Raw genomic sequence first — 24618 nt, 5'->3', positions numbered from 1 at the left:
CTGGGGGGCGCAGCCTGTGCTTGCGTCTCCGCGCGAGGACGTGATCTCCCTGATCGGCAAGGCGACGGAAACCCATGACCGGCTGAGGGGGGCGGAGGCTGCAGCCGAGTCCGCCCGCAACGCTCTGCGGATCAGCCATGGCGGCTGGTACCCGACGCTCAGCCTGTCGGCCAATGGCGGGCGGGAGACCACCAACAAGCCGGCCGGCCTTCCCAATACCGACCTGAACGCCAAGCAGCTTTCTGTGCGCGCGACCCAGCTGATCTGGGATTTCGACGCGACCAACGCCGACATCCGGCGGGCGCAAGTCTCCGTGGTCCGCGCCGACATCGCCGTGGAGCGCACCCGCCAGGAATTGCTGGTGGAGGGATTGAGCGCCTACGCCACTCTTGTCCGCGCCCACCGGCTGCTCGTCTTCTCCCGCCAGTCGGAAGACAACATCCGCCGGCAGACCGGCCTGGAAGAGGTCCGCCTTCAGGAAGGCTATGGCTTCTCCACCGACGTTCTCCAGGCCAAGAGCCAGCTTGCCGGCGCCCAGGCCCGCCGTGTCGCGGCGGAAGAGGCGATGCAGACCGCCCTCAGCCGCTTCCAGGCCTATTTCGGCCATGTGCCCTTCCAGTTGGACGGCGCCGAAGTGCTGGCGATGACCAAGGCCGCGCTGCCGCTGTCGATGGACGCGGCGGTCGATGAGGCGCGCCGCCACAACCCGCGCCTCCAGGAACTGGCGCTGACCACGGCCGCCGCCCAGGAGGCGGTGGCTTCGGTGCGCGGCCGCACCCTCTATCCGCGGGTGGAAGGCTATGTCGAGCGAAACATCAAGAGCGACGTCGCCGGCCAGCCGGGGCGGCAGGACGAGCTGCTGTTCAAGCTGCAGGTCACCTTCTCGCTGAACACCGGCCTGACCGCGATCAACAGTGTCCGCCTCGCCGAAGCCGACCTGCGCGCCGCCGACGCCAACTGGGCCGACCAGGAACGCACGGTGCTGGAAACCGTCCGCAACAGCTGGAACCGGCTGGAGAGCGCGAGGTCGCAGGTGAAGCTGCTGAACGATCAGGCCAGCCTCGCCGCCGGCTTCCTCGACGTGGCGCGGGCGGAACGCGAATTGGGTTCGCGGTCGCTCATCGACATCCTGTCGGGCGAGACGACGCTGATCAATGCGCGCAGCGATGCCGCCGCGGCGGAGACGGAACTCGTTCTCGCCGGATACCGTCTGCTGGCCGCCATGGGACGTCTGACTGCCGCCGACATCCAGACCAAGCCGATGCCGAAGCTGGCGGCGATGGGGCGCGGCCTGTTCGACGGCTCCGGCAAGACCGAGCCGTCACCTCCTGCCAACCGAGACACCAAGCGCAAGCGCGGGAAGGGAGACCAGCAATGACCGGCGGCGCCATCGGACTGCTGCTCCTGCGGCTGCGCTCCAACCTGCAGCTGACGACCCGCGTCTTCGCGGCCTCGCTCGCGGCCAACCTGCTCGGCCTCGCCTCGTCCTTCTACACCATGCTGGTGCTGAACCGGTACGTGACGCACGGCGTCGATTCGACACTGGCGGCGCTGACCGTCGGGGTCGTGCTGTCCATCGCCTTCGAACATCTGTTCCGCCACGTCCGCCTCGGCATCGCCGGCCGCATCGGCCGCGCCGAGCATGACCGTCTGGCGATCGGCGCCTTCGGCATCCTGCTGACCGCGCGCAGCGGCGCCGGCTCGGCGGAGGGCGACGCCGCCCGGCGCGAGGCGATGCGGGCGCCTGAGCAGATCGACGCGGCGCTCGGCTCCGCCAATCTGGCGACGCTGTTCGACCTGCCGTTCGCGCTGGGCTTCATCCTCGTGGTGGCGCTGGTCTCCTGGCCGCTGGCGGCGATCTGCGTGCTGTTCACCCTGCTGTCGATTGCCGCCGGCCTGCTGGCCCAGGCCGACATGCGGGCGGTCGGCCGCGATCTGGCCCAGGCCGGTGCCGATGCGCAGGGTCTCGTCACCTCCGCCATCGTCGGCCGCGATGCTGTGGCGCTGTTCGGCGGCGCCAAGCCGCTGCTCGGCGACTGGCAGCGCGCGGCGAAAACTCTCCGGGCCCTGCGCGAACGCATGTCGATGCGCCAGGGCCGTGCCCAGTCGATGGCGCAGAGCCTCCAGGCGCTCCAGGGCGTGGCGGTCATCGCGACCGGGGCCGTACTGGTGGTGCGTGGCGAGCTGGATGTCGGTTCGCTGATCGGCGTCAACCTGCTGGTCGGCCGGGCGCTGGCCCCCTTCACCCGGCTGGCGCAGATCGGGGAATCGCTGGCGATGGCCCGGCAGGCGCAGAGCCGGCTGGAGCAGTTCGCCCGCACGGCGGTGGAGCCGCCGACCGGCACCAGCCTGCCCCGCTATGGCGGCACGCTGGAGCTGCGCGACCTGACCTACACCCCGGCCGGTGCGGTCACCCCGCTGCTGCGCCGCCTGTCGCTGTCGGTTCCCGCCGGCAACATCCTGGTGCTGAAGGGGCGGAACGGCTCGGGCAAATCGACGCTGATCCGCCTGATCGCCGGGCTTGCCGATCCGCAGGAGGGCGCCGTCCTGGCCGACGGCGTCGACATCCGCAAATTCGCCCCCCTCTGGTGGCGCCAGCAGACCGGCTATCTGCCGCAGGAGCCCGTCTTTCTCAACCGGACCATCCGGGAGAACCTGCTGCTCGCCAATCCGCGTCTGTCGGAGACGGACTTGCAGGCCGTCCTGCACCGCGCCGGCGCCGAACGTGCGGTGGCCGACTGCGCCCAGGGGCTCGACACGCCGCTGCGCAATTTCGGCCAGGAGCTGCCGGTCGGGCACCGGCGCCGGCTGGCGCTCGCCCGTGCGCTGGCGGTCGGCGGTCGGCTGATCCTGCTGGACGAGCCGACCGACGGTCTGGACGCCGAAGGCACCGCCGTCGTCTACCGCACGCTGATCGAGTTGGCGCGCGCCGGCCACACGGTGGTCATCGCCTCGCACGATCCGCGCATCCTCCAGGGCGCCTCCCTGGTGCTCGACCTCGATCAGTCGCAGGATTTGGCCATGAGCCGTGACCCGGCCGGACTGGTGGCATCATGAAGCCGCTTCCCCTGCTGACCCGCAAGCGGGCCGCCAGCCCCACCCTGCCCCCCGGTCTTTCCCCCAGCCTTAACCTGGGCGCAGCAGCAGCGGCACCGGCACTGCCCTTCGCCACCGCCACGGCGCCGGAGAGCGAAAGCCGTTTCGGCGACGGTCTGTTCGCCGTCAGCATCGCCGCCTTCCTCGCCGCGCTGGGCTGGGCCTCCATCGCCGAACTGAACGTCTCCAGCAGCGCGCCCGGCGACGTGGTGCCGCTGGCCTACAACCAGTCGGTCCAGCATTTCGAAGGCGGCATCATCCGCGACATCCTGGTGCAGGAAGGCGATTCGGTGAAGGCCGGTCAGGTGCTGGTCGAACTGGACCAGACCAAGACCCGCGCCGACCTGGAAGAACTGCGCCTGCGCCTCGGCTCGCTCTCCGCCGACATCGCCCGGCTGGAGGCCGAGGTCACGCGGCGCGACAGCATCGACTTTCCCGAGACGCTGACCCGCGAGCGGCCGGATCTGGTGGCGCAGACCCGCGACCTGTTCCGCGCCCGGCGCGACCGGCTGGCCTCCGACCTCGACATCCAGCGCCAGGACATCGTCCAGCGCGAGCAACAGGCGGCTGCGGTCCGGGCGCGCATCGCGAGCTCCCAGGTGGCGCAGGGCCTGATCCGCGAACAGCTGTCGATCAGCGAAAGCCTGCTGAAGCGGGAAATCACCAACCGCATGAAGCATCTGGAGCTTCTGCGCGACGACGCCCGCATCACCGGCTCCATCGCCGAGGACCGCGCCACCCTGGCCCAGGCCGAAGCGGCCCTGGCGGAGGCGCGCAGCAAGCTGGTGTGGATCGGCCGCAAGTATGAGGAAGAGGGCCGCAACGCGCTGGACGAGGCGCGGCGCAACCACAACGAGTTGTCGCAGCGTCTGACCCGCTACCAGGACAGCCTGGACCGCTCCAGCATGCGGGCGCCGATGGACGGCATCGTCAAGACGCTGGCCGTCTCGACCAAGGGCGCCGTCGTCAAAGCCGGCGAGACGGTGGTGGAGCTGGTGCCGCGCGACGGCAATCTGGTGGTGGACGCCCGCCTGCCGGTGCAGGACATCGGCTATGTCCGCGCCGACCAGCCGGTGGTGGTGACGCTGGCCGGCAGCGACGCCTCGCGCTTCGGCCATATCGAGGGGCGGGTGCGGACGATCAGCCCCGACACGCTGCTCGATGCCAACAAGCAGTCCTACTACAAGGTCCGCGTCGAACTGCCGGTGACGCGCTTCGACTATGGCGGCAAGACCTACGAGCTGTTCCCCGGCGTGCGGGTGACCTGCAGCATCCTGACCGGGCGCCGCACGATCCTCGACTACGTCTTCTCGCCGGTCCTCAACGGCCTCCAGCACGCGATGCAGGAGCGGTGAGGATGGCTGCGATCACGAGACTTATCCCTCCCCCGAGGATCCCCCGATGCTGAGTTCGCTCCAGCCCCGTTCCCGGCAGCCGCTGCGCTGGTCACACATGACCAAGAAGGCGCGCTTCGCCCTGATCCTGGCGGCGGCGATGCTGGTCACCGTTCTGGTGTCGCTGGTGGTGCGCGCCGGCTTCCTCGGCGAGCGCGCCGGGGAGCCGCTGGCGCTCGCCGTGGTGGGACCGCTGAGCGGACCGGACGCGGCGCTCGGGCTGGCGCTGCGCAAGGGTGCCGCCCTGCGGGCCGACACCATCAACGCGGCCGGCGGCATCGGCGGACGCCCGGTGGAGGTCAGGCCCTTCGACGACGAGGGCGACAAGGGCAAGTCGCTGGAGATCGCCCGGCGCATCGCCAACGACCCGGCAATCGTCGCGGTGGTCGGTCATACGCCGGACGCCACCGACAGCGCCGCCGCCATCTATGCGCAGAAGAAAATCCCACTGATCGCGCCACGCCCGCTGGTCCGCCCGGCGGACGGCACGCCCAGCCCGTGGCTGTTCAGCATCGGCTTCGACCGCACCCACGAAATCCGCTTCCTCGCCAACTATGTCCGCAACGTTGTGGGCGAACCGACGGTCGCCATCATCCGCGAGGACAGTGAGCAGGCGGCGTCGCTTGCCGGCCAGTTCGACACCATCCTCCAGCGCTTCGGCACCAAGCTGGTCAACCAGTGGACCTACGCCCCCGGACGCGGCGGGGCCGGCGCCCTGCCGGCGCTCGCCCAGGCGGTGAAGGAACGGATGCCGACCGGCGCTATCGTCGTCATCGGCTCGGCGGTGGACAGCGCGCGCGTGGTGGTCGCCTTGCGCGACGTCGGCGTGCGCAACCTGATCGCCGGCAGTTCGGAGATGGCGACCGCCGCCTTCCGCACCGAGATCGTCGCCCAGACCCAGGCGAACCCCAAGGCATTGACGCCAGAGGCCTACGGCCATGGCCTGCTGGTCGCCTCGCCTGTGCTGTTCGACACGGCGAACGAGCGGGCGCAGCGTTTCTATGGCCAATATGTCAAGCGCTTCAACGCCGTGCCCGACTGGGCGGCGGCGCTGGGCGCCGACGGCGTCGATCTGATCGCCGGCGCCATCGCCGCAGCGCCCGCCAGCACCGGCAAGCCCGACGGCGACGCGGTCCGTCTCGCCATCGCCAGCCATGACCGTGCCGAGACCGCGGTCCAGTCGAATGCCGGAACCTGGACCTTCGACGCCCGCGGGCAGGCGACCCTGCCGGTGATGATGGCGACCTACAACGGCTTGAACCCGGTGGCGGCGCTGACCCAGCTGCAGCCGATCCGCGAGGCCGGCGTCTCCAACTTCCTGGAGGAGGTGCAGCGCGGTCGGGCGCTCTACGTCAACGACCGCTTCATGTACAAGACGGACGTCATCTACACCGGCGTCCAGCTGCACGAGATCCGCGACCTCAACCCGGACGCCAACGAAGCAACGCTGAATCTGACCATCTGGTTCCGCTACCGCGGCGCCTTCAACCCGGCCGACGTCGCCTTCACCAACGCGGTCAAGCCGGTGGAACTCGGCAAGCCCTACCGCGAGGAGCGCGGCGAGGTCACCACCTACGTCGCCTACCGGATCGAGGGGCGCTTCTCGCTGAACTTCTCCGACCAGCGGCCGCCCTACGGCAGCCATTCCGTCGGCGTCAGCTTCCGCCACCGCACACAGAACCGCAACACGGTGATGTTCGTCACCGACGTGCTCGGCATGTCGCTGGTGAACACCAACGACTTCGTGGAGAAGCTGAAGGCGATGGCCGCGGCGGAAACCGCGTCGGCCGCCGACCTCAGCCTCGCCGACCGCTTCCGCCGGGCGCTGGAAGGCGAAAGCGAAAGCTCCACCCTGCTCGACCAGCTGCGCGCCAAGCGGGTGCTGGCCCCGTCGCCGGGCTGGCGGCTGTCGCGCGCCTGGATTTCCCAGGACGTCACCAGCGTCAGCAGCGAAGGCGATCCCAACTATGTCGGCTTCGGCCGGCCGCAGCCGGACTTCTCCCGCGTCGATTTCGGCGTGGTGGCGACGCCGGATGCGCCCGCGGCGCGCGATTTCATCCACCGCGACTTCTTCGTCTACATCGCCATCTTCAGCGCGGTGCTGGCGGTCTTCGCCGCCTTCATGGACCGGCGCGACCGCGGCCAGTTCTGGAAGATCCAGACGCTGTTCATGCGCATCCTGTCCTGGCCGCTCCTGCTGATGTCGGCCGGCAACATCGTGCTGGACCAGGCGGTGGCGACGCTGCCGGCGAGCGGCATCGCCATGGTGGTGAACGGCATCAACGTGCTGTGGTGGATCGTGCCGGCCATCCTGGTCGACCGCACGATGGAACGCTTCGTCTGGACCCCGCTGGAGATCCGCACCCAGCGCCGCATCCCGGCCATCGTCCGCCGCTTCTCCACCCTGATCGTCTTCGGCTTCGCCGGCTGCGGCATCATGGCCTTTGTGCTGAAGCAGCCGATCACCAGCCTGCTGGCGGCCTCCGGCCTCGTCGGCATGGTCATCGGCCTCGCCATCCAGGCCAACATCGCCAACGTCTTCTCCGGCATCATCCTCAACATCGAACGGCCGTTCCAGATCGGCGACAGCATCCAGATCACCGACGTCGTCCGCGGCGTCGTGGTCGACATGACATGGCGGACGGTGCGGGTGCGCAACGTCGCCGGCTTCATCGTCGCGATGCCGAACGCCAAGGTGTCGGAAGCGACCGTGGTCAATTTCAGCTCGGTCGAGCGCGTTTCGATGAAGCTGGAATATTTCGCCGACGCCAGCATCGACCCCGGCCACATGGGCGGGCTGCTGACCACGGCATTGCGCGCCACCGACCGGGTGATGCCGAGCGACACCGGCGGGCTGCCCTTCGTCCGCTATGACGGCTTCCGCGCCGTCAACGGCCAGTGGCTGTGCAAGTACAACCTGTTCTTCTGCGTCAAGGACCACGAGGCCAGCTTCGCCGTGCCCGAACTGGTCTGGCGCTCGGTCTACCGGACGCTGGCCGACGCCGGCATCGACCCGACCCCGCCTGACCTGTTGGAGGCGGGCGCCGCCGCCGCGGTCGTCACCGCAGCCATCCCGCACGCGACCGTTCCGGCATGAGCAGGAGCATCCCGATGACACGCCCCCTCCGCCGCTGCCTCGCCGCGGCGACGCTGCTGCCGGTCCTGCTCGCCGGGTCGGCCTGCGCCCCCTTCGGCAGCGAAAAGTCCGCCGCGATCCTGGAGCGGGTGGGCGACGGCGATTACGACGTCGGCATCCGCTACCCGTCCAAGCGTACCCGCTATGTGATGATCGTCGAGGAGGACGAGGAGTCCTTCGCCCTCGCCAACCGCCCCGTGACGGGCCGGGCTGCCGACGGCACCGCGCCGGCTCCGGCAGCGGAACCGGCCGCCCCGCAGCAGAACGACCGGGTGCTGACCCCCTGCACCGGGGCGGCAGGCAACTGGTACCGCCACACGCCGGCCGGCTATGTCTGCGCCGGTGGGGCGGGCGGCTGACCATGAAGCGCACGGCTCTGACAATCGCCCTGCTGCTCGCCGGCTGCGCCGCCGACGGGTCGATGCGGCGCGTCACGGATGGCGGGACGGATCCGGCCCCGATGCTCCGCATCGTCGCAGATGCCGAGGCCAACGGCCGGCGTCCGGTGGCCGTCGACGTGGTCCGGGTGGCCGACGGCGCCCTGGCGCGCCGGGTCGGCTCGCTCGACGCCGCAGGCTGGTTCCGCGAGCGGGCGGCCCTGAACGGCGAGGCTGCCGGGCGGATCGCCATCGCGTCCTGGGAGCTGGTTCCCGGCCAGAGCGTGATCCTGCACAGCCTTCCCCCCTTTGCCGCCGTACCCACCGCAACCATCGTCTTCGCGCGCTACGGCATGCCGGGGGTCCACCGCCAGTCGCTGGACGGCATGAGCGCGCTCGACATCCGGCTGGGACGCGACGGCTTCACCGTGGCTCCGCTGCCGAAGGACACCGCACCGTGACCGTACGGCCCGCCCCCTCGCCCTCCGCACCTCCGGCCGCGCCCGCCGCTGCCACCGTCGTTGCTGCCGCCGACGCGGCGCGCGCCGCCGGTCCGGGTGTCCTGGCGCTTTTCCGCGCCTTCCATGCCGACCTGCTGGCCGCCTGCGCGCAGGACCAAGCCCCGGCCGGGTCGGTGGCCGAGCGGCTGGTCGCAATGCTCCACGGCATGAGCGCCTCGGCGACCGCCCAGGGTCCCGCCGCCCATGGCACCGTGGTGAAGGCGGCCTTCGCGATGGCGATGCTGGCGGACCGGGCGCTTGCCCAGGTGAAGCCGGCCGACGCAGTCGTCGCCGGCCGCCTGTTCGGTGCGAACGCCACCCTGCAGACCCTGTTTGTCCAGGCCGACGACCTGATCCGCCAGGGCGCCAAGGCCGACCGCGGGCTTGCCGCGGTTTATCTCGCGGCCCTGGCCCTCGGTTTCCCCGACGATGCCCAGGCGGCGGTGCGGCGGTCCCCGCTGCACCGGATCGTCACCGGCAGGGAGGGCGGAACCGAGCAGCCGCAGGCCGGCCTCGCCAGCCGGCGCGCCTACGATCCGCCGATGGGTGCGGTGGTCGGCGGCTTCCGCCCGTCGGCGCGGCGCTGGTGGGTGGCGGTCGGCGGCGTGGCGGCGCTGTTCCTGCTGGTGTCCCATCTGCTGTGGTCCACCGCCGTCAACGATCTCCAGCGTGACCTGCGCGGCGCCCGGTCCGCGGTCGAGGATATGGGGCAGTCATGGTCCTACTGATCCTGACGATTGAACTTGTGATCTCCAGCATCGGTTCGGCCATCGGCTGGATCCTGTCCTTCGTCTTCGCCTATCTGCCCTTCCTGCTGGCGGCCCTGCCGCTCTATATCCTCTATCGGGTGGCCCGGTCGGTCTGGCCGACGCTGCGCGCCCGGCTCCGCCGCCGGCGCAAGCCCGCCAAGGCCGCGGCCCGTGCCAAGGCGCCGGCGCGCAAGCCCATGCCGTCCTCGGCGCTCCATGTTCGGGCGGAGGCGCCGCCACCGTCGAAGGCAGCCCCCGGCAAGCCGCCGCTGGCCCGCACCTACAATGAAGGGCTGGAAATCCTGGCCCGGCAGATGCGCGGTCCCCTGCGGCGCGGCGACATTCCCTGGTTCCTCGCCTTCGGCGTCGGCGGCCCGGCGCTGCTCGCCACCGACCCGACCCATGTGCGCTGGCCGGAAGACGGCAACACCGAGAACGGCTGCTGGTGGTTCTGCGAAGGGGCGGCGATCCTGCATGCCGGCGCCGATTCCGCCGATGGCACGAAACTGGACGCCTCCTGGCCGTCGCTGGTCGCGGCGATCCGCAAACGGCCGATGCGCCGACCGCTGGACGGCATTCTGCTGTTGGTCGGCGCCGACGAGCTGCGCGCCGCGGCGGAGCGCGAGGCACCGCGCCGGGCATTGGCCAAGCGGGCGGAGTCCCTGCGCGCACGGCTGCGCTCGATCCGCGACGAGCTGGGCATGGTCTGCCCGGTGCATGTGGCGGTGGTGCGTGCGGAGTCCCTCGACGGCTTCGGAGACCTCTGCGCGACGATTCCCGCGGCCATGCTGGACAGCGTTCTGGGATGGACCAGCCCGCATGACTGGCTGGCGCCTTTCGAGCCCGCCCGTGTGGCGGAAGCCTTCGACGCCATCCAATCCGACCTCGCCCTGCTGGAGGCCGACGCGCTCGCCGGTGTGACCGCCGCCGGGACCGCCTGCGTGCGCCTGCCGCTTCTCCCGGCATCGCTGGAGACGCTGCGCCATCCGCTGGCACTGTTCCTGGATGGTGCGCTGGGCGGAGACGAGGCTTCCGAGCCCTTCCCGCTACGCGGCATCGCCCTGACCGGCGCCTGTGCGACCGCGACGGGGGGACGCCGCCCGGCCTTCGCCCGCGACCTGCTGCCCGGCCGTGCCTTCGCCGAGCCCGGCTATGGACGCCCGTCGGAAGCCGCCTTTCTACAAGGCCGCCGGCATCGCCGGATCGCGCAGGCCGCGCTGGCCGCCTCCGTGGCGGTCCTGTCGGTCGCCGCCTGGCAGGGCTTCGCCGGCGTATCGGCCGGAAGCGCTGCGGTGGCTGCACCGGTTGCCGACCTGCGGCGGGCGCTGCTGTCACGCGACGCCCTGGTAGATGGTCCGATGATCGGCCCCATGGTCGGCCGCGTGATCGCCGCCACTGCCGTGATGGAACGCGACCGGCTGGCAACGCCGCTGCTGCCGACCTCGCTGTTCAGCGGAGTCGACGAGGACAAGCGGCGGCTCGCCTCGGTCACCCTGCGCCGGGCGGTGCTGCGGCCGATCCGCGACGCCCTGCTGCCCAGCTCCGCCCTGACCGACCTGCCGCCGGTCACCAATCCCCGGCGCGTCGAAGATCTGCCGGCCTTCCGCCGGCTGGCCGCCCAGCTGGACCGCATCGGCGGCCGGCGCGGTGCGCTGGAGCGCTATGACCGCTTCCGCCGCAACAGCGGGTTCGACGAGTTGCTGGCGCTGGCTGAAAGCGTCTATGACGCCGTGCCGCGCCCGCCCATCGTGGCGACCGACGGCTTCATCACGCGCATTGCCGCCGGGGCCGACCTTCCCAACCTGGATGCCAGGACCATCGCGGTCGCCCTGCGGGCTGAGTCGGTGCAACTCGCCGCTCCGCTGGCCGAGGAACTCTACACCCGCAATCCCCTGCGTCTGCGGGCACAGGCCTTGGCCGACAGGCTGCGCGACCTGCCGCAATCGCCGAATGAAGAGGATGTCGCGGACCTCGGCCGACTGGTCGATGCCGTCACCGAAGCCGCCGGCTGGCCGATTGCCGCCGCCTTGCAGGATCCCGCGCGCGGCTTGCCCGATGCCGTCAAGTTGGCGCTTCAGAAGGCGGCGATGGCCGACCTTCCCGGCCGCGATACCACCGACCGCGTCACCGAGGCGCTGTCCACCGCGGCCACCGCGGCCCGTGCCGCCGTCCTGGCGCTCGACACCCCGTCGGCCGGACGCCTGCTGACCAGCGGCGAAGGCGGCGCACTGTCCCTGAACCCTGCGGTCGCCGCCCTGCCGTCGCAACTGGTCGCTGCCGTGGCGGTAAAGCCCAAGGACGAACCGCCGCCGGCCAAAGCCGCCGCTTCCGAAAGCAAGCCCGCGGCCCCCGCTCCGGCGGCACCGGCCGTCGAGCAGCGCCCCACGCCGCCTGCCCCTGCCCCTGTGCCTGCTGCCGTGCTGGCTCCCGAGCCCGTTCCCGCGCCGCCCAAACAGGTGGCGATCGCCAGCCCGCCGCCTGCGCCCTACGAGGCTCCCCCGCCAGCCCGGCTGCCCCCGCTGCCGCCATTGCCGGCCCTTCCAATCCTTCCCGCGGAGCCTGCGGCGCCTGCGCTGCCTGCGCCCGACGCGGCGGCGGCAAAGCTCGATGCAGTGTTCTCCCAATCGCTGGCCGGACGTTTCCCCTTCGTCCGCCCGGATCTCGCCCGCGGTGCGCCGGATGCCGATCCCAAGGACGTGCGCCGCTTCTACGAGCAGCTCGACGAGAACCGGGCCGCCGTCATGAAGACGGCGACGCCTGAAATCGCGGCCTTCCTCGAAAAAATGGAGGCGGTGCGTCCCCTGTTCGACGCGATCTCCCGTTCGGCACCGGTCAGTGTCCGTTTCGGCTACGGCACCAACCGGGCGCAGGAACTGGGGGCGGAGCACATCATCGACTGGTCGGTGCGGTCGGGGACCAGCGCGGTCGGCGCCTCCGCCGGTTCCGACGCGCTGGTCTGGAAGGCGGGGCAACCGCTGCTCCTCAGCTTCCGCTGGGCCGCCGGTTCTCCCTATCGCCCGAAGAACGCCATGGCGAGCGAAGCGGAGGCGGCGGCCGGCGATACGCTGACGCTGGTCGAGCGCGGCCCCTGGGCATTGCTGCGGCTGTTGAAAGGACGGTCGTCCTCCACAAGCGGCGACGGCGCCCTGCTGCGGATCGTCCTGCCGACCCAGACCATCGGCGGCGAGCCGGTGCGCGATACGGTTCTGTTCATGACGGCGTCCATCGCCGCCGGATCGCGATCCGCCCTGCCGGCGAAGGCCTTGGACCTGCCGTCCCGTTTCCCTTCAAGGTAGAGCGAGTTGCTAATCGCAAGAAAAGCTAATGTTGGCTTTGGTTACATTTCGCGACAAGCCGATCCATGTCCCTGCAAAAATTCCTAGCAACCCTGATAGTGACTTAACATGTTTTTAATCAATAAAATTGTATCAATAGACTACATTATATAGGTGAGCAGGTGGGCATTTCCTGCCAAGCTTTCCGTTTAATTATCATTAACCAATTTCTTCGCTGCCTTGTGCAGCCAACGCCTTTCGTTTGTCAATTGCTGTGACTGCAATTGACGATTGGCTGACGCCTTCCACTGGAAGGCTCGGCCCAGCGGCGCCGACCAAGCGGAAACGTGCGGTTTGCGTCGAAGCATCCACCGCAGATCAACTCTTCCCGACCCGAGAAAGGTTTCGGATCATGGTAGACCGTAAGAAGCGCGCCCAGGACCTGATCAAGTATCACAGCTACGCCTCGGGTGCCTTCGGGCTGATCCCCGTTCCGGGCGCCGACGTCGCCGCCGTCAGCGCGGCGCAGCTGAACCTCGTCCACAAGCTCGCCAAGCTTTATGGAGTCGAGTTCGCGCAGGAGCGGACCCGTGCCATCGTCGGCGCCCTGCTGGGCGGCGTCATGCCGGGGGCTCTCAGCTCCAGCGTCCTGGGCTCCGCCGTCAAGGCCGTCCCCTTCATCGGCACCGCCCTCGGCGTGGCGGTGATGCCGGCGCTGTCGCTGGCGGCGACCCGGGCTCTGGGGCAGGTGTTCGCCCAGCATTTCGAGACCGGCGGCACGCTGCTGGATTTCGACATCGATGCGATGCGCGACTATTTCCGCAAGGAGTTCGAGGCCGCCAAGGGTGAGACCACCGATGCTCCGGCCGCCGCACCGCAGATGGACGAGCAGCCGGTCCAGAAGGCCGTCTGACGCCTGAACGCCGGGCAAAGAAGGAAGCATCGCCGTGTTCGAGCTGATCTATATCGGTCTCTGCCTGCTGGTCGGGTTTCTGGGGATCGGCCGCCGCGGCGGCTTCCTGCTTTACGCCTTCCTGGCGGTGGTTCTGACGCCGCCCGGCGCCCTCCTCGTCATGATCCTGCTCACCGGCCGCCGCAAGAAGCTGGCCAAGGCGTGACCGCAGCCATGACCATGCTCCCTCCCAACGCGCCTCGGCGACTGCCGGCACTGCTGCTGGCCCTGCTGGCGCTGCTCGTGCTGTGCACTCCGGCCCGCGCCGAATATTGGACCGTCGCGTCGGAGGACCATTTCCCGCCCTACAACTATTCCTTCAACGGCAACCGCACCGGCATCGACACAGAGATCGTCAACGCGCTGCTGAAGGAACTCAACGTCACCCCGGTCCATCGCCCGCTGTCCTGGACCGAGGTGGTCCAGTCGATGGACGAGAACACCGCAGACATCGGCTTCCAGTTCATCGCGTCGCCGACCCGCTTCGCGCAGTACAACATGATCGGCCCGTTCCGCACCGGAACGACCGTGTTCATGGTGCGCAAGGACTCCAACATCACCTTCGACCGGCTGGAGGATCTGACCTCCTACCGCATCGGCGTGGTCGACGGCTTCTCCTACGCCGCCGACTTCGATGCGGCCACATATCTGGAGAAGGTTGCGTCGAGCAGCAACGTGGTCAATTTCCGCCGCCTGATCCTCGGCCGGGTGGACGTGATCGTCGGCGACCTGCATGTGCTGAACTACATGGCCAAGCAGGACGGCCGGCTGAAGGACGTGCGCGTGCTGCCCAAGCCGGTCGGGCTGATCCCCCGCTACATCGCCCTGCCCAAGACGCGCAAGGAGAAGGCGGAACGGCTGCAGGCCGCCTTCGTCAAGCTGCGCGACAACGGGACCATCGCCCGCATTGTCGACGGCTGGCTGGCGGAGTGACCGGACGATGGCCAAGCACATGCCCCCTCCCAGCCGACCGCCGTCCTCGCTGCTGCCGTTGATCGGCCTTGCCGACCGCAGCATCCTGACCCGGCTGGTCATCACCGGCTGCGTCGCCGCCACCGCCAACCTCATCAGCCTGATGAGCCTCAGCGCGGAGCTGAGCGGCTGGATGCGCGGCGAGGTGCTGGACACCCCCTTCCTGATCTTCTGTCTGTCGCTGCTGGTCTCCTACGCGTTTGCCAAGCGTTTCGTCTCCCTGACGCTGACGACCGCCTTCAGCGCGCTGGCCGGGGTGCGGCGGCGCTTCCTCCGCCACGTCACGCTGGGCGGCCACGCCGACATCCTGGATTTGCAGGCCAAGCGGTCCTTCGATCTCGGCAATCACCATCTGGAGCGCATCGCAGCATTGCTGCCCAACCTGTCCATCGCCGCCAACATGATGCTGGTGGCGGCGGTCGCCTACCTCTACCTGTGGACCCTGTCCACCGTCGGCGCCACGCTGCTGCTGGTGGCGGCGCTGCTGGTCGGCGGCTGGTACGTGCGCGAGGCGCAGCGGACCCGCTCGCTGCTCGGCGATGCCAAGGAGTCCGAGCTTCGGATGCTCCAGGGCTTCTCCGAGCTGGTCGGCGGCAATGCCGAGGTCAAGCTGGGCAAGGCGCGCCGCGACGAGCTGTCCCAGGCGGTGGAGGCCGATGTCGCCCGCTGGGAAGAGCTGAAGCGCCGCCACGGCCGCAATCTGGGCGAGCTGTTCTCCTGGATCGCGACGATCATCATCGGCTTCTCGGCGGTCTTCGTCTTCATCTTCCCGCGCATGGGCGCGATGTCGGTGTCCGAACTTCCGCTGGTCACCTCGGTCATCCTGTTCCTGGCCCGTCCGCTGTCGAAGTTCCTCAACGCCGTTCCCGACTATGTCGCGGCGGAGGATGCGGCGGCACAGCTGACGGCCCTGCTCGGCACCATGCCGGCGCTGGAATACGAGCCGTCGCGCACCGCCCGCGCCCCGCGCCGCTTCTCCAGTATCGAGCTGCGCGGCGTCAGCTTCGCCTACCGCGCCGGGCTGCGGCCGGAACCCTTCGTGATCGGTCCCATCGACCTGACCATCCCGGCGGGCAGCGTGGTCGGCATCGTCGGTTCCAACGGGTCGGGCAAGTCCACCCTGCTGCGCGTCATTCCGCTGCTTTTCCATCCCGACGAGGGGCAGGTGCTGCTCGACGGGCAGCCGGTGGAGACCGACCGGCTGGAGGCCTACCGCGACCTGTTCTGCGCCGTGTTCCAGGACCATCACCTGTTCACCCGGCTGCCGCAGGGGCCCGGCTTCGACGCCGAGCTGTTCCGCGAGATGCTGGCCTATCTGAAGATCGACCATCTGGTTCCCGACACCGGCAACGGACTGCTGAACCGCGACCTGTCGAAGGGGCAGCGCCGGCGCGTCGCCCTGGCGGTGGCGGTGGCGGAAGGCCGGCCGGTCGTCATCCTCGACGAATGGACATCCGACCAGGATGCCGAATTCCGCACCCGCTTCACCAACGAGATCATCGGCAAGCTGCGGGCCATCGGCCGCACCGTGATCTTCGTGTCGCACGACGGCGACGTGTCGTCGGTCTGCGACGTCACCATCCGAATGACCAACGGGCGCATGGACATGCCGGCCGCGACGGCCACGTCCCGACCCGACATGGGTTCCGCTTCGGACCCCGCCATGGCTTGCTTGCAGGAGACCGCGTGATATGGCTGACCAGGCCTTCACCATCGACGACGCCGATGCGCTGCCGAAGCCGAAGTCGCGCCTGCGTGCGCTGCTGGCCCACTGGTACGACGAACACCGCCGCTCCCTGCTGTGCACGCTGCTGGTCGGCATCCTGATCTTCCTCTATTTCGCACCGTCCATCGTCGTCTTCATCCCGGCGGGCCATGGCGGTGTGCTGTGGAAGCGGTTCCACGAGGGCACCCAGATGGGGCCGGCGCTCGCCGAAGGCGTGCATGTCATCTTCCCCTGGGACAAGATCGAGGTCTACGACCTGCGCCTGCAGGAGGACACCCGCTCCTATTCGGCCATCGCCAACGACGGCCTGAACGTCAGCATCGAGATCACGGTGCGCTACCGCCCCTATGCGGAGATGCTGGCCGCCCTGCACAAGAATGTCGGCCCGCGGTATCTGGAAGTCCTGCTGGTGCCGGAGGTCGGGTCCGTGTCGCGAGAGATCGTGTCGCGCTTCAAGGCGGACGAACTCTACGCCCACCGCCGCCTGCGGGTGCAGACGGAGACCTACGAGCAGGTCGCCGACCGCGTGATGTACGCCCAGCTGATCGGCGCCGAGAATGTGCCGAAGCCCGACGGGCGGACCAAGACCGGCTATCTGCTGATCCAGGACATCCTGATCCGCAACGTCGCCCTGCCCGAAGCGATCATGGCGTCGATCGAACGCAAGATTCAGCAGGACCAGGCGGCGCAGGAATACCAGTTCCGCCTCCAGCGCGAGCTGTTCGAAAGCCAGCGTAAGCAGCTGGAAGGCCAGGGCATCCGCGCCTTCCAGGAAACCGTGCAAGCCAACCTGACCGAGAACTACCTGCGTTGGCGCGGCATCGAGGCGACGCTGGAGCTGGCCCATTCGCCCAACGCCAAGATCGTCGTCATCGGCAACGCCGCCAGCGGCGGGCTTCCGCTGATCCTCGACGCCGCCTCCAACCAGAACCCCCTGCCGGCCCCGGGGGCCACCGCCGCCGCGCCGGGCGCACCGCCGGCTTCGCCGAACGCCAAGCTGACCTCGGTGCCCACCAGTGCCGCCGTGCCGCCGGTCTCGCAGCTGCCGTCGTTGAGCGGAGAGGGAACGCCGGGCCAGACCCCCATCGGTCAGATGCCGAGCCTGAACACCGGCGGCGGCGAATCGGCCCCCGCGGCCGGACATCCGGCGGCCCCTGCCCCGACTCCGGCCGCCAAGCCGGAACCCGCGAAGGACGGCTCCAAGACCGCGGCCTCGGCGCCGATCCTGTCGAAGGTGTCGCCGTCCAAGCTCCTCGACATGATCCAGTCCAAGTGAGGCGGCGATGGATCTCTGGCGCATTCTAAGACGCGAGGCACTGCGCAACATGCAGCCGCTGCTGCTGCTGGCAGTGCTGGCCGCGGCGCTCAACCTCGCCCTGCTGACCTCGCTGAACGACGCCCTGCTGGTGCTCGACGATCCCGAGGGCCTGCAACGTCTGCTGATCGTCTTCCTGCTGTCGGCCTTCCTGTGGCGGATCGCCCAGGGCTGGATGATGAACGCGGCGTCCAAGCGCATGCAGGCCGCGCTCGCCATCCTGCGCGTCGACCTGCTGCGCCGGGCCGTGGCCGCCGACCTGCCGGACGCGATGGCGGTCGGCTCCTCCCGCCTCGCCCAGGTGGCGGGAGGGGAGTTGCAGATGCTGGCCCAGGCGGTTCCGACCCTGGTCATCAGCTTCCAGTCGGTCGCCGCCATCCTGCTGTGCCTGCTGTATCTCTCCACCCTGTCGGGTGCGGCGGTGCTGATCGTGCTCTGCTTCCTGGTGGTCGGCGGCATTCTGATCGGACGCTCCGTCATCCGGCTGGAACTGATGTCGGAGACGATCCACGAGGCCGAAGGCGCCCTGTCGGAACGGTCCGAGCACATCCTGCAGACCTTGCGCGAATGCAAGCTGAACCGCCGCCGCGCCGCCAACGCGCTGGCCGACGCGACGTCCTGCGCCGAAGCCCTGCGCAAGGAACGCCACCGCTTCGGTGCGGAGTACAGCCATTACTTCACCATCAGCGAGCTAACCTATTACGCCGCACTGGCCGGGATCATCTTCCTGCTGCCGGCGGTCACCAACACCGACATCGCCACGGTCATCCTGGCCGGTCATGCCGCCGCCTTCATCGCCTATCCGGTCATCACCATCGTCGCCTCCTACCCCTCCTACATCAGCGCCGAGACCGCCGCCCGCTCCTATCTGGCGGTGGAAGCGGAGCTGAAGGCGGGGCCGCAGGCAGTCACTCCGGGCCGCAGCAACGGCATGGACGATCCCTTCTCCACCATCGCCCTGGAAGGAGCCACCTTCCGCCATATGGGGCGTGACGGCACGGGGTCCTTCACCGTCGGCCCGGTGGACATGACGGTCGAGCGCGGCAGCGTCGTCTTCATCACCGGCCACAACGGTGCCGGCAAGAGCACGCTGGTCCACATGCTGCTGGGTCTCTATCCGATCCAGCGCGGCAGCCTCTCGGTCGACGGCGTGACGGTCGGGCCGGACGGCCTCGCCGCCCACCGCGACCGCTTCGCGGTGGTCTTCTCCGACAGCCATGTGACCCGCCAGCTCTATGGTGCGGCGACGCTCGACGACGGCTTCGCCGAAGAGCTTCTCGACCTGCTGGAGATGTCCGACAAGGTCGCCATCGACGGCCGTGCCTTCACCACCGTCGATCTGTCGCAGGGCCAGAAGAAGCGCCTTACCCTGATCGCCGCTCTGCTGGAGCGCAAGCCGGTGCTGGTGCTGGACGAGTGGGCGGCCGACCAGTCGCCCTATTTCCGGCGCAAGTTCTACCGCGAAATCATTCCCTGGATGAAGGCGCGCGGCATCACCGTGATCGCGGTGACCCACGACGACGCCTATTTCGACGCGGCCGACGTGCAGTTGCAGGTCGACCGCGGCGGCATCCGCCAGCTCATCGCCACGGTTCCCGCGGGCGGCATTCCTGCCCCCGACCTTCTTCCCGTCTCTTCCTGAGACGGGTCCACCCCTCCCCTGCCCCCATCACCCAGACGCGAGACAGAGGCACACCATGATCCTTCTCACCGGCGGCACAGGCTTTCTCGGCGGTTCCTTCTACCTCGACGCCGTCAAGAACGGGACCGCAGCCGACTATCTGCTGCTGATCCGCGGCGCCGACGAGGCCGCATGCCGCGCCCGTCTCGCCACCAACCTGAACCGCCACAGCGACCGCGCCACGGCAGAGGCCGCCGCCCGCCTGTGCCAGATCCTCCCGGGCGATCTCCAGTCGGTGGCGACCAGCACCGATCCGCGGCTGGATCAGGTGACCAAGATCGTCCACATCGCCGCCGACACCTCCTTCGACAGCCGCCAGTCGGTGTGGGAGATCAACGTCGACGGCACGCTGGCACTGGCCGGCCGCGCGCGCAAGATGCGCCACCTCCAGCGCTTCCTGCACATCGGTACCGCCTTCTGCTGCGGCGAGACCCCGCATATGGAAGTGGTGAAGGAGGCTCCTGCCGCCAGCCACACCGCCCCCCATATCGCTGAATACACCCGCAGCAAGGCAGCGGCGGAGCACGCGCTGGCCGCCGGCTTTCAGGACCTGCCGATCGTCGTCGTCCGTCCGTCCATCGTGGTCGGCCACACCACGCTCGGCGTCCGGCCCAGCGCCAGCATCTTCTGGTACTACCGCCTGATCGACCGGACCGGCCTGCTGCCCTGCAAGCCGGACGGCTTCATCGACATCATTCCGGTGGACTGGGCAACGGCCCGCCTGCACGACCTGCTGAACAAGCCCGACCTGAAGCACAAACTCTACCACGTCTCCGCCGGCGAGGGTTCGCGCACGATGTGGACCGACTTCGAGGAGGGCTTCGCTGCCCATGGGCATCAGGGCGGCCCGCGCCCCTACGCCCGCTTCGACCACAAGGGGCCGGAGGGTTGGAAGCCGTTTGACGCGGCCTTCAAGGCGGCGTTCCCGCAGCGCGACCTCCTGAACCGGACGATGGCCGTCGGTGCCCGCAAATACCATCGCTTCATTGCGCAGGACATTGCTTTCGACAACAGCCGCCTGCTGGCCGAAGGCTTCGCCCCGCCGCCGCGCTTCAAGGATTATCTGGGCGTGTGCCTGTCCAGCAGCGACGCCACCATCGGCGAGCAGTTCGTGGACGACGCCAGCAGCTTCGAGTTCGATGAGGCGCTGATGGCCACGTCGGTCGCCGCCTGACGCGGGTCGTCTTTTGAAGGGACTGAAGCCATGCCGCTCCTCATCCCCACCCGCCTCGCATCCAGCCCGATCCACGGGCTGGGTCTCTTCGCCGAGGAGCCGGTCGCGGCCGGCGTGCCGGTGTGGCGGTTCGATGCCCGCATCGACCGCCTCTTCGCCCCCGACGACGCGCTGCTGGACGAGTTCTCCCAGCTTTCCCGGCTGGTGGATTTCCATGGCTGCGTGATCGACGGGGTCGGCGTCCTGCTGCCCGGCGACGACGCCCGCTTCCTCAACCATGACGACGAGCCGTCCATCGGCCGGGCCGACCCCGGCGACTGGCGGCTCTTCGTCACCCGCCGCGCCATCGCAGCCGGCGAGGAGATCACCTGCAACTACGAGGACATTTGCGCCGATGTCCGCGAAGCGGGTGCGGCCAGCTATCTGTCCGCCAGTGATCTGCACGGAACGCCGGCATGACGCCGCGCGCGTCGCATCACCCCCTGCGGACCAGCATCGTCGAACCCGCCGCCCTGACGCCCGAGCGGCGGGCGATGATGTTCGCCCTGCTCAGCGTCTGGTTCGAGGGGTACGGCGAGGAGTATTTCAACGAGGAGCTGGGCGACCTCGACCACTGCGTCCTGCAGGAGGATCCGGAGACCGGCGAGTTGGTCGGCTTCGCCACGATCTACCGCCAGGAGGCGGAGATCGCCGGCACCGCCGTCGGCGCCTTCCACACCGCCCACTGCATTCTGGAACGGCGCTTCTGGGGGTCGAACGGGCTGGTGCGCGCCATGGTCGCCGAAATGGTCGGGCGGGCGCGCGCCGACCGGTCGGGGCGGCTGTGGTACTGGAGCTACAGCGCCGTCGGCTACCGCTCCTACCGCTACATGCCGATGCTGTTCACCCGCCACACGCCCAGCGCGGACCGGACGCTCGACGACCTCGACCGGGCCTTGCGCGACCATATCGGCCGCGAGTGCTTCGCGCACTACTACGACCCGGACACCGGCACCGTGGACTGGAAATGGCAAGGCTACGGCCTGACGGAGGAGGCCCGCGCCATCAGCGAGGCCAAGCTCGACAGCCCGGCGGTTGCCCAGTTCCGCCACCTCAACCCGCGCTGGGCCGACAGCGTCGAAATCCTCTGCCTTGCCCGCCTGACCGACGACAACCTCACCCCGTTCGGCCGCCGCTGGTTCCCCGTCGCCCAGACGGCCTGACGCCCGCCGCCCTTTCCCGGAATGACCATCCCGATGCGCCCGATGTCCTCTCTCTCCATTCTCCGCACCGCAGCCCTGGCCGGCACCGCCGCCGGCGCCATTGTCGTCGCGCTTCAGGCCGCCCCGGCCCTTGCAGAGGCCGAGTTCAGCCTGACCATCGGCGGCGACGCCTATTTCCAGGGCGCCTATGTCAGCCAGAAGCAGGACAGCGGGCTGCGCTCGACTGAGTTCTCCAACCGCCTGCGCCTGACCGTCACCCCGTCGGCCACCACCGACAACGGGCTGACCTACGGCGCCCGGCTGCGTCTGGTCTCCGGCAACGGCGACCCCTCGGTGTCGAGCCGGACGGTGGAGAACGACCGCGCCTTCCTCTTCGCCAACGGGTCCTTCGGCACCATCCAGGCCGGCGTCATCAACGGGCTGTCCGACGAATACGGCATGATCGGCCCCAACACGGAGGGCATCGCCGGCAGCCCGGACAGCAACGGCATTCTGTTCCTCCACGGCTCGTCCACCTACGCCGCCCTGCCGCTGGCGGCGACCAGCCTCCGCACGCTGGTGTCCTACGACACCGGGACCAAGTTCATCTACATCAGCCCCAGCTTCGGCGGTTTGCAGGCCGCGGTGTCCTACACCCCGCGCACCGGCGATTCGAACACGTCGATCAACCGCCGCAAGGTGGATGCGCTCGGCGATGCGCTCGCCTTCCGCGACGTGGTCGAAGCGGGTGCCGCCTTCCAGAACAGCTTCGGCGACGTGACGGTGGAGGCCAGCGCCTTCTACCAGACCGGCAAGGCGGTGCGGCAGAGCGACGGCATCGCCAGCCAGTCCTTCGAAGATCTGAACTCGTTCCATGTCGGCGCCAATGTCGGCTACGGGCCGGCGAAGGTCGGCGTCAGCTACGCCTACAGCGGCGACAGCGGCTATGCCAAGGGGACCGCGCAGTCACGCGACCAGCAGAACCTGATCGTCGGCGCCCAATACACCAGCGGCCCGCTGCTGTTCGCCGCCAACTATATGCGCGCGCTGGGCAACGACATGGCGACCATGACGACGCCGGCCAAGGCCGATGTCTGGCAGGGCGGCGTGACCTGGACCGTCGCCCCCGGCCTGACCACCGGGCTGGAGTATGATTATGTCCGCTCGACCCTGTCGGGCGCTGCTGCCAGCGGCGGCGACCTGACCGACCGCGCGCACATCCTGATGCTGGACACCCGTCTGGCATTCTAAGGGTCCGGACAAGCGCACCCTGACGGGCCGGCCCGAATGCCGGCCCGCCGGAACCCCGGAGCTTTTACGGCACTGCACGCCACGCACCGAATTCCGTTCCGCTCATACGTTCGCGACCCGTTTTCGCGGCACTATATCTGTGGTAGAATCCAACCGCTGTTTATAAGAAAAAAATAATCAGGGGTTGGTGTGGATATGACCTGTCTGGAGCCGGCAATGCCATCAGTGGTGTCGCCGACGGCAAGCTTCGATCCGTCACAGCTCCTGGAATTGACTCAAAAGGCGCGGGCATCGCTTTACATCTTGCGGAACCGGGACGGCCGGCTGGGAGCTTCGAGCCTTCCCCCGGATCTTGCCGGCGGCGAGCTTATCCCTGTCGCCACCCTGCCACCGCTTTATCCGGAGTGGCTGGGCGACCGCGCCTTTCAGGAAACCCATGGTTGCCGCTTCGCCTATGTGGCCGGCGAGATGGCACGCGGCATCGCCACGCCGGCCATGGCGGTGGCCGCCGCCCGTGCCGGCCTGCTGGGATTCTACGGCAGCGCCGGCCTGTCGCCACAGCGCGTGCAGGAGGGTATTGCCGAAATCCACGCGGCGCTGGGCACCCAGGTGCCGAACTGGGGCGCCAACCTGATCCACAGCCCCAACGACCCGGAGCTGGAAACCGCCGTCTGCCGCCTGTTCCAACAACAGGGTGTGCGCCGCGTCTCGGCCTCCGCCTTCATGGCACTGACCCCGTCGGTGGTCGAGCTGGCCGCCAGGGGGTTGAGCCGCGATCCGGCCACCGGTGCGGTCCGGCGCCTGACCCACATCTTCGCCAAGGTCTCGCGCGCCGAGGTCGCCCGCCAGTTCATGGCTCCGGCCCCGCGGCGCATGCTGGCCGATCTGGTCGCCCAAGGCCTCGTCACCGCCGAGGAGGCCGAACTGGCCTCCACCGTCCCGGTTGCCGAGGACATCACGGTGGAGGCCGATTCCGGCGGTCACACCGACAACCGCCCGCTCTCAGTCCTTTTCCCGATCGTCCAGCGCCTGCGGGACGAGCTGGTGGCCGCCCACAATTATGACCGCAACATCCGCGTCGGCGCCGCCGGCGGTCTCGGCACCCCCGCCGCCGTCGCCGCCGCCTTCGCCATGGGGGCCGCCTATGTCGTCGTCGGCTCGGTGAACCAGTCGGCCACGGAGTCCGGGCAACCGCTGTCGGTTCGCCGCATGCTGGCCGACCTGTCCAGCACCGACGTGACGATGGCGCCGGCCGCCGACATGTTCGAAATGGGGGTGAAGGTGCAGGTGATGAAGCGGGGCACCCTGTTCCCCTTCCGCGCCCAGCGCCTGTACGAGCTGTATTGTCGCCATTCCGGCCTGGAGGATCTGCCGGCGGCCGAGCGCGCGACCCTGGAACGCGACATCTTCCAGGCCCCGCTGGAGGAGATCTGGCGCCAGACCCGCGAGCATTTCGCCGTCCGCGACCCGGCGGAACTGGCCCGGGCCGAGGCCGATCCCCGCCACCGCATGGCGCTGGTTTTCCGCTGGTACCTGTTCAACGCCGCCCGCTGGCCGATGCTGGACGATGCCGCCCGGCGCCACGACTTCCAGATCTGGTGCGGCCCGGCCATGGGCGCCTTCAACGACTGGGTGAAGGGCAGCTTCCTGGAAGCCGCGGAGAACCGCAGCGTCGAACAGATCGCCCGCAACCTGCTGGAGGGCGCCGCCGTGGTGACCCGCGCCCAGCAGATGCGCACGGCGGGCCTGCCGGTCCCGGCCGCCGCCTTCACCTGGGTGCCGCGCCGGCTCGCCTGACCCGCCGACGCGCCGGTTTCGCCCCCCTGATCCTCCTTCCAA

Annotated in this window: 19 protein-coding genes; all 19 read left to right on the top strand. The window is 69.2% G+C overall.

The genetic code is table 11. The features are described from left to right. Positions 1 to 16 precede the first annotated feature (16 nt). The 19 genes from ABNQ38_RS05830 (at position 17) to ABNQ38_RS05740 (ending at position 24576) form a co-directional block, all read left to right on the top strand. On the top strand, positions 17 to 1378 hold the full coding sequence (locus tag ABNQ38_RS05830) for a TolC family protein (RefSeq protein WP_377806166.1): 1362 nt from the start codon (positions 17 to 19) through the stop codon (positions 1376 to 1378). After that, a complete protein-coding gene (locus tag ABNQ38_RS05825) occupies positions 1375 to 3057 on the top strand; it encodes an ATP-binding cassette domain-containing protein (RefSeq protein WP_377806164.1) in 1683 nt (560 codons plus the stop codon). The genes ABNQ38_RS05830 and ABNQ38_RS05825 overlap by 4 nt, the downstream gene beginning before the upstream one ends. Then, the gene (locus ABNQ38_RS05820) at positions 3054 to 4451 is read left to right on the top strand and encodes an HlyD family type I secretion periplasmic adaptor subunit (RefSeq protein ID WP_377806163.1); all 1398 of its coding nucleotides are present in this window, start codon (positions 3054 to 3056) and stop codon (positions 4449 to 4451) included. The genes ABNQ38_RS05825 and ABNQ38_RS05820 overlap by 4 nt, the downstream gene beginning before the upstream one ends. A 46-nt stretch (positions 4452 to 4497) precedes the next feature. Further along, a complete protein-coding gene (locus ABNQ38_RS05815) occupies positions 4498 to 7587 on the top strand; it encodes an ABC transporter substrate-binding protein (protein ID WP_377806162.1) in 3090 nt (1029 codons plus the stop codon). A 14-nt stretch (positions 7588 to 7601) separates the two neighbouring features. Then, on the top strand, positions 7602 to 7985 hold the full coding sequence (locus ABNQ38_RS05810) for a hypothetical protein (protein WP_377806160.1): 384 nt from the start codon (positions 7602 to 7604) through the stop codon (positions 7983 to 7985). Positions 7986 to 7987: 2 nt separating this feature from the next. Next, the gene (locus ABNQ38_RS05805) at positions 7988 to 8464 is read left to right on the top strand and encodes a hypothetical protein (RefSeq protein ID WP_377806159.1); all 477 of its coding nucleotides are present in this window, start codon (positions 7988 to 7990) and stop codon (positions 8462 to 8464) included. Continuing rightward, positions 8461 to 9231 (top strand): hypothetical protein, encoded by a 771-nt coding sequence (locus ABNQ38_RS05800; protein ID WP_377806158.1) that lies wholly within the window; start codon positions 8461 to 8463, stop codon positions 9229 to 9231. The genes ABNQ38_RS05805 and ABNQ38_RS05800 overlap by 4 nt, the downstream gene beginning before the upstream one ends. Beyond that, positions 9219 to 12548 carry a type VI secretion protein IcmF/TssM N-terminal domain-containing protein gene (locus tag ABNQ38_RS05795; RefSeq protein WP_377806157.1) on the top strand — a complete coding sequence of 1110 codons (3330 nt, stop codon included), beginning with the start codon at positions 9219 to 9221 and terminating at the stop codon, positions 12546 to 12548. The genes ABNQ38_RS05800 and ABNQ38_RS05795 overlap by 13 nt, the downstream gene beginning before the upstream one ends. 391 nt (positions 12549 to 12939) lie before the next feature. Beyond that, positions 12940 to 13440: a YcjF family protein gene (locus ABNQ38_RS05790; protein WP_377806156.1), complete on the top strand. Its 501-nt coding sequence runs from the start codon at positions 12940 to 12942 to the stop codon at positions 13438 to 13440. 34 nt (positions 13441 to 13474) lie between these two features. Further along, a complete protein-coding gene (locus tag ABNQ38_RS05785; RefSeq protein ID WP_376962733.1) occupies positions 13475 to 13645 on the top strand; it encodes a hypothetical protein in 171 nt (56 codons plus the stop codon). Between the two features lie 8 nt (positions 13646 to 13653). Then, a complete protein-coding gene (locus tag ABNQ38_RS05780) occupies positions 13654 to 14412 on the top strand; it encodes a substrate-binding periplasmic protein (RefSeq protein WP_377806155.1) in 759 nt (252 codons plus the stop codon). A gap of 7 nt (positions 14413 to 14419) precedes the next feature. Next, positions 14420 to 16141 (top strand): ATP-binding cassette domain-containing protein, encoded by a 1722-nt coding sequence (locus tag ABNQ38_RS05775; protein WP_377806154.1) that lies wholly within the window; start codon positions 14420 to 14422, stop codon positions 16139 to 16141. A 1-nt stretch (position 16142) separates the two neighbouring features. After that, positions 16143 to 17453, top strand: a complete 1311-nt coding sequence (locus ABNQ38_RS05770) for a prohibitin family protein (RefSeq protein WP_377806153.1) — start codon at positions 16143 to 16145, stop codon at positions 17451 to 17453. A 7-nt stretch (positions 17454 to 17460) separates the two neighbouring features. Further along, complete coding sequence (locus tag ABNQ38_RS05765; RefSeq protein ID WP_377806152.1) at positions 17461 to 19134, top strand: ATP-binding cassette domain-containing protein; 1674 nt, start codon at positions 17461 to 17463, stop codon at positions 19132 to 19134. 55 nt (positions 19135 to 19189) lie between these two features. Next, positions 19190 to 20347: an SDR family oxidoreductase gene (locus tag ABNQ38_RS05760; protein WP_377806151.1), complete on the top strand. Its 1158-nt coding sequence runs from the start codon at positions 19190 to 19192 to the stop codon at positions 20345 to 20347. A 30-nt stretch (positions 20348 to 20377) separates the two neighbouring features. Continuing rightward, entirely contained in the window at positions 20378 to 20806 is a 429-nt protein-coding gene (locus tag ABNQ38_RS05755) for an SET domain-containing protein (RefSeq protein ID WP_377806150.1), read from the top strand. Further along, positions 20803 to 21549 carry a hypothetical protein gene (locus ABNQ38_RS05750; RefSeq protein WP_377806149.1) on the top strand — a complete coding sequence of 249 codons (747 nt, stop codon included), beginning with the start codon at positions 20803 to 20805 and terminating at the stop codon, positions 21547 to 21549. The genes ABNQ38_RS05755 and ABNQ38_RS05750 overlap by 4 nt, the downstream gene beginning before the upstream one ends. A 42-nt stretch (positions 21550 to 21591) precedes the next feature. Then, positions 21592 to 22779, top strand: coding sequence for a porin (locus tag ABNQ38_RS05745; RefSeq protein WP_377806148.1), 1188 nt, complete (start codon positions 21592 to 21594; stop codon positions 22777 to 22779). A 303-nt stretch (positions 22780 to 23082) separates the two neighbouring features. After that, complete coding sequence (locus ABNQ38_RS05740; protein WP_377806147.1) at positions 23083 to 24576, top strand: PfaD family polyunsaturated fatty acid/polyketide biosynthesis protein; 1494 nt, start codon at positions 23083 to 23085, stop codon at positions 24574 to 24576. Positions 24577 to 24618 lie beyond the last annotated feature (42 nt).

The organism is Azospirillum sp. A29 (genome assembly GCF_042604625.1).
Taxonomy (GTDB): domain Bacteria; phylum Pseudomonadota; class Alphaproteobacteria; order Azospirillales; family Azospirillaceae; genus Azospirillum; species Azospirillum palustre.
This window is presented reverse-complemented; position numbering and strand designations above follow the sequence as displayed.

Coding starts and splice junctions, on each gene's coding strand:
- ABNQ38_RS05825 (WP_377806164.1), top strand. CDS start 1,375: ATGACCGGCGGCGCCATCGGACTGCTGCTCCTGCGGCTGCGCTCCAAC.
- ABNQ38_RS05820 (WP_377806163.1), top strand. CDS start 3,054: ATGAAGCCGCTTCCCCTGCTGACCCGCAAGCGGGCCGCCAGCCCCACC.
- ABNQ38_RS05815 (WP_377806162.1), top strand. CDS start 4,498: ATGCTGAGTTCGCTCCAGCCCCGTTCCCGGCAGCCGCTGCGCTGGTCA.
- ABNQ38_RS05810 (WP_377806160.1), top strand. CDS start 7,602: ATGACACGCCCCCTCCGCCGCTGCCTCGCCGCGGCGACGCTGCTGCCG.
- ABNQ38_RS05805 (WP_377806159.1), top strand. CDS start 7,988: ATGAAGCGCACGGCTCTGACAATCGCCCTGCTGCTCGCCGGCTGCGCC.
- ABNQ38_RS05795 (WP_377806157.1), top strand. CDS start 9,219: ATGGTCCTACTGATCCTGACGATTGAACTTGTGATCTCCAGCATCGGT.
- ABNQ38_RS05790 (WP_377806156.1), top strand. CDS start 12,940: ATGGTAGACCGTAAGAAGCGCGCCCAGGACCTGATCAAGTATCACAGC.
- ABNQ38_RS05780 (WP_377806155.1), top strand. CDS start 13,654: ATGACCATGCTCCCTCCCAACGCGCCTCGGCGACTGCCGGCACTGCTG.
- ABNQ38_RS05775 (WP_377806154.1), top strand. CDS start 14,420: ATGGCCAAGCACATGCCCCCTCCCAGCCGACCGCCGTCCTCGCTGCTG.
- ABNQ38_RS05770 (WP_377806153.1), top strand. CDS start 16,143: ATGGCTGACCAGGCCTTCACCATCGACGACGCCGATGCGCTGCCGAAG.
- ABNQ38_RS05765 (WP_377806152.1), top strand. CDS start 17,461: ATGGATCTCTGGCGCATTCTAAGACGCGAGGCACTGCGCAACATGCAG.
- ABNQ38_RS05760 (WP_377806151.1), top strand. CDS start 19,190: ATGATCCTTCTCACCGGCGGCACAGGCTTTCTCGGCGGTTCCTTCTAC.
- ABNQ38_RS05755 (WP_377806150.1), top strand. CDS start 20,378: ATGCCGCTCCTCATCCCCACCCGCCTCGCATCCAGCCCGATCCACGGG.
- ABNQ38_RS05750 (WP_377806149.1), top strand. CDS start 20,803: ATGACGCCGCGCGCGTCGCATCACCCCCTGCGGACCAGCATCGTCGAA.
- ABNQ38_RS05745 (WP_377806148.1), top strand. CDS start 21,592: ATGTCCTCTCTCTCCATTCTCCGCACCGCAGCCCTGGCCGGCACCGCC.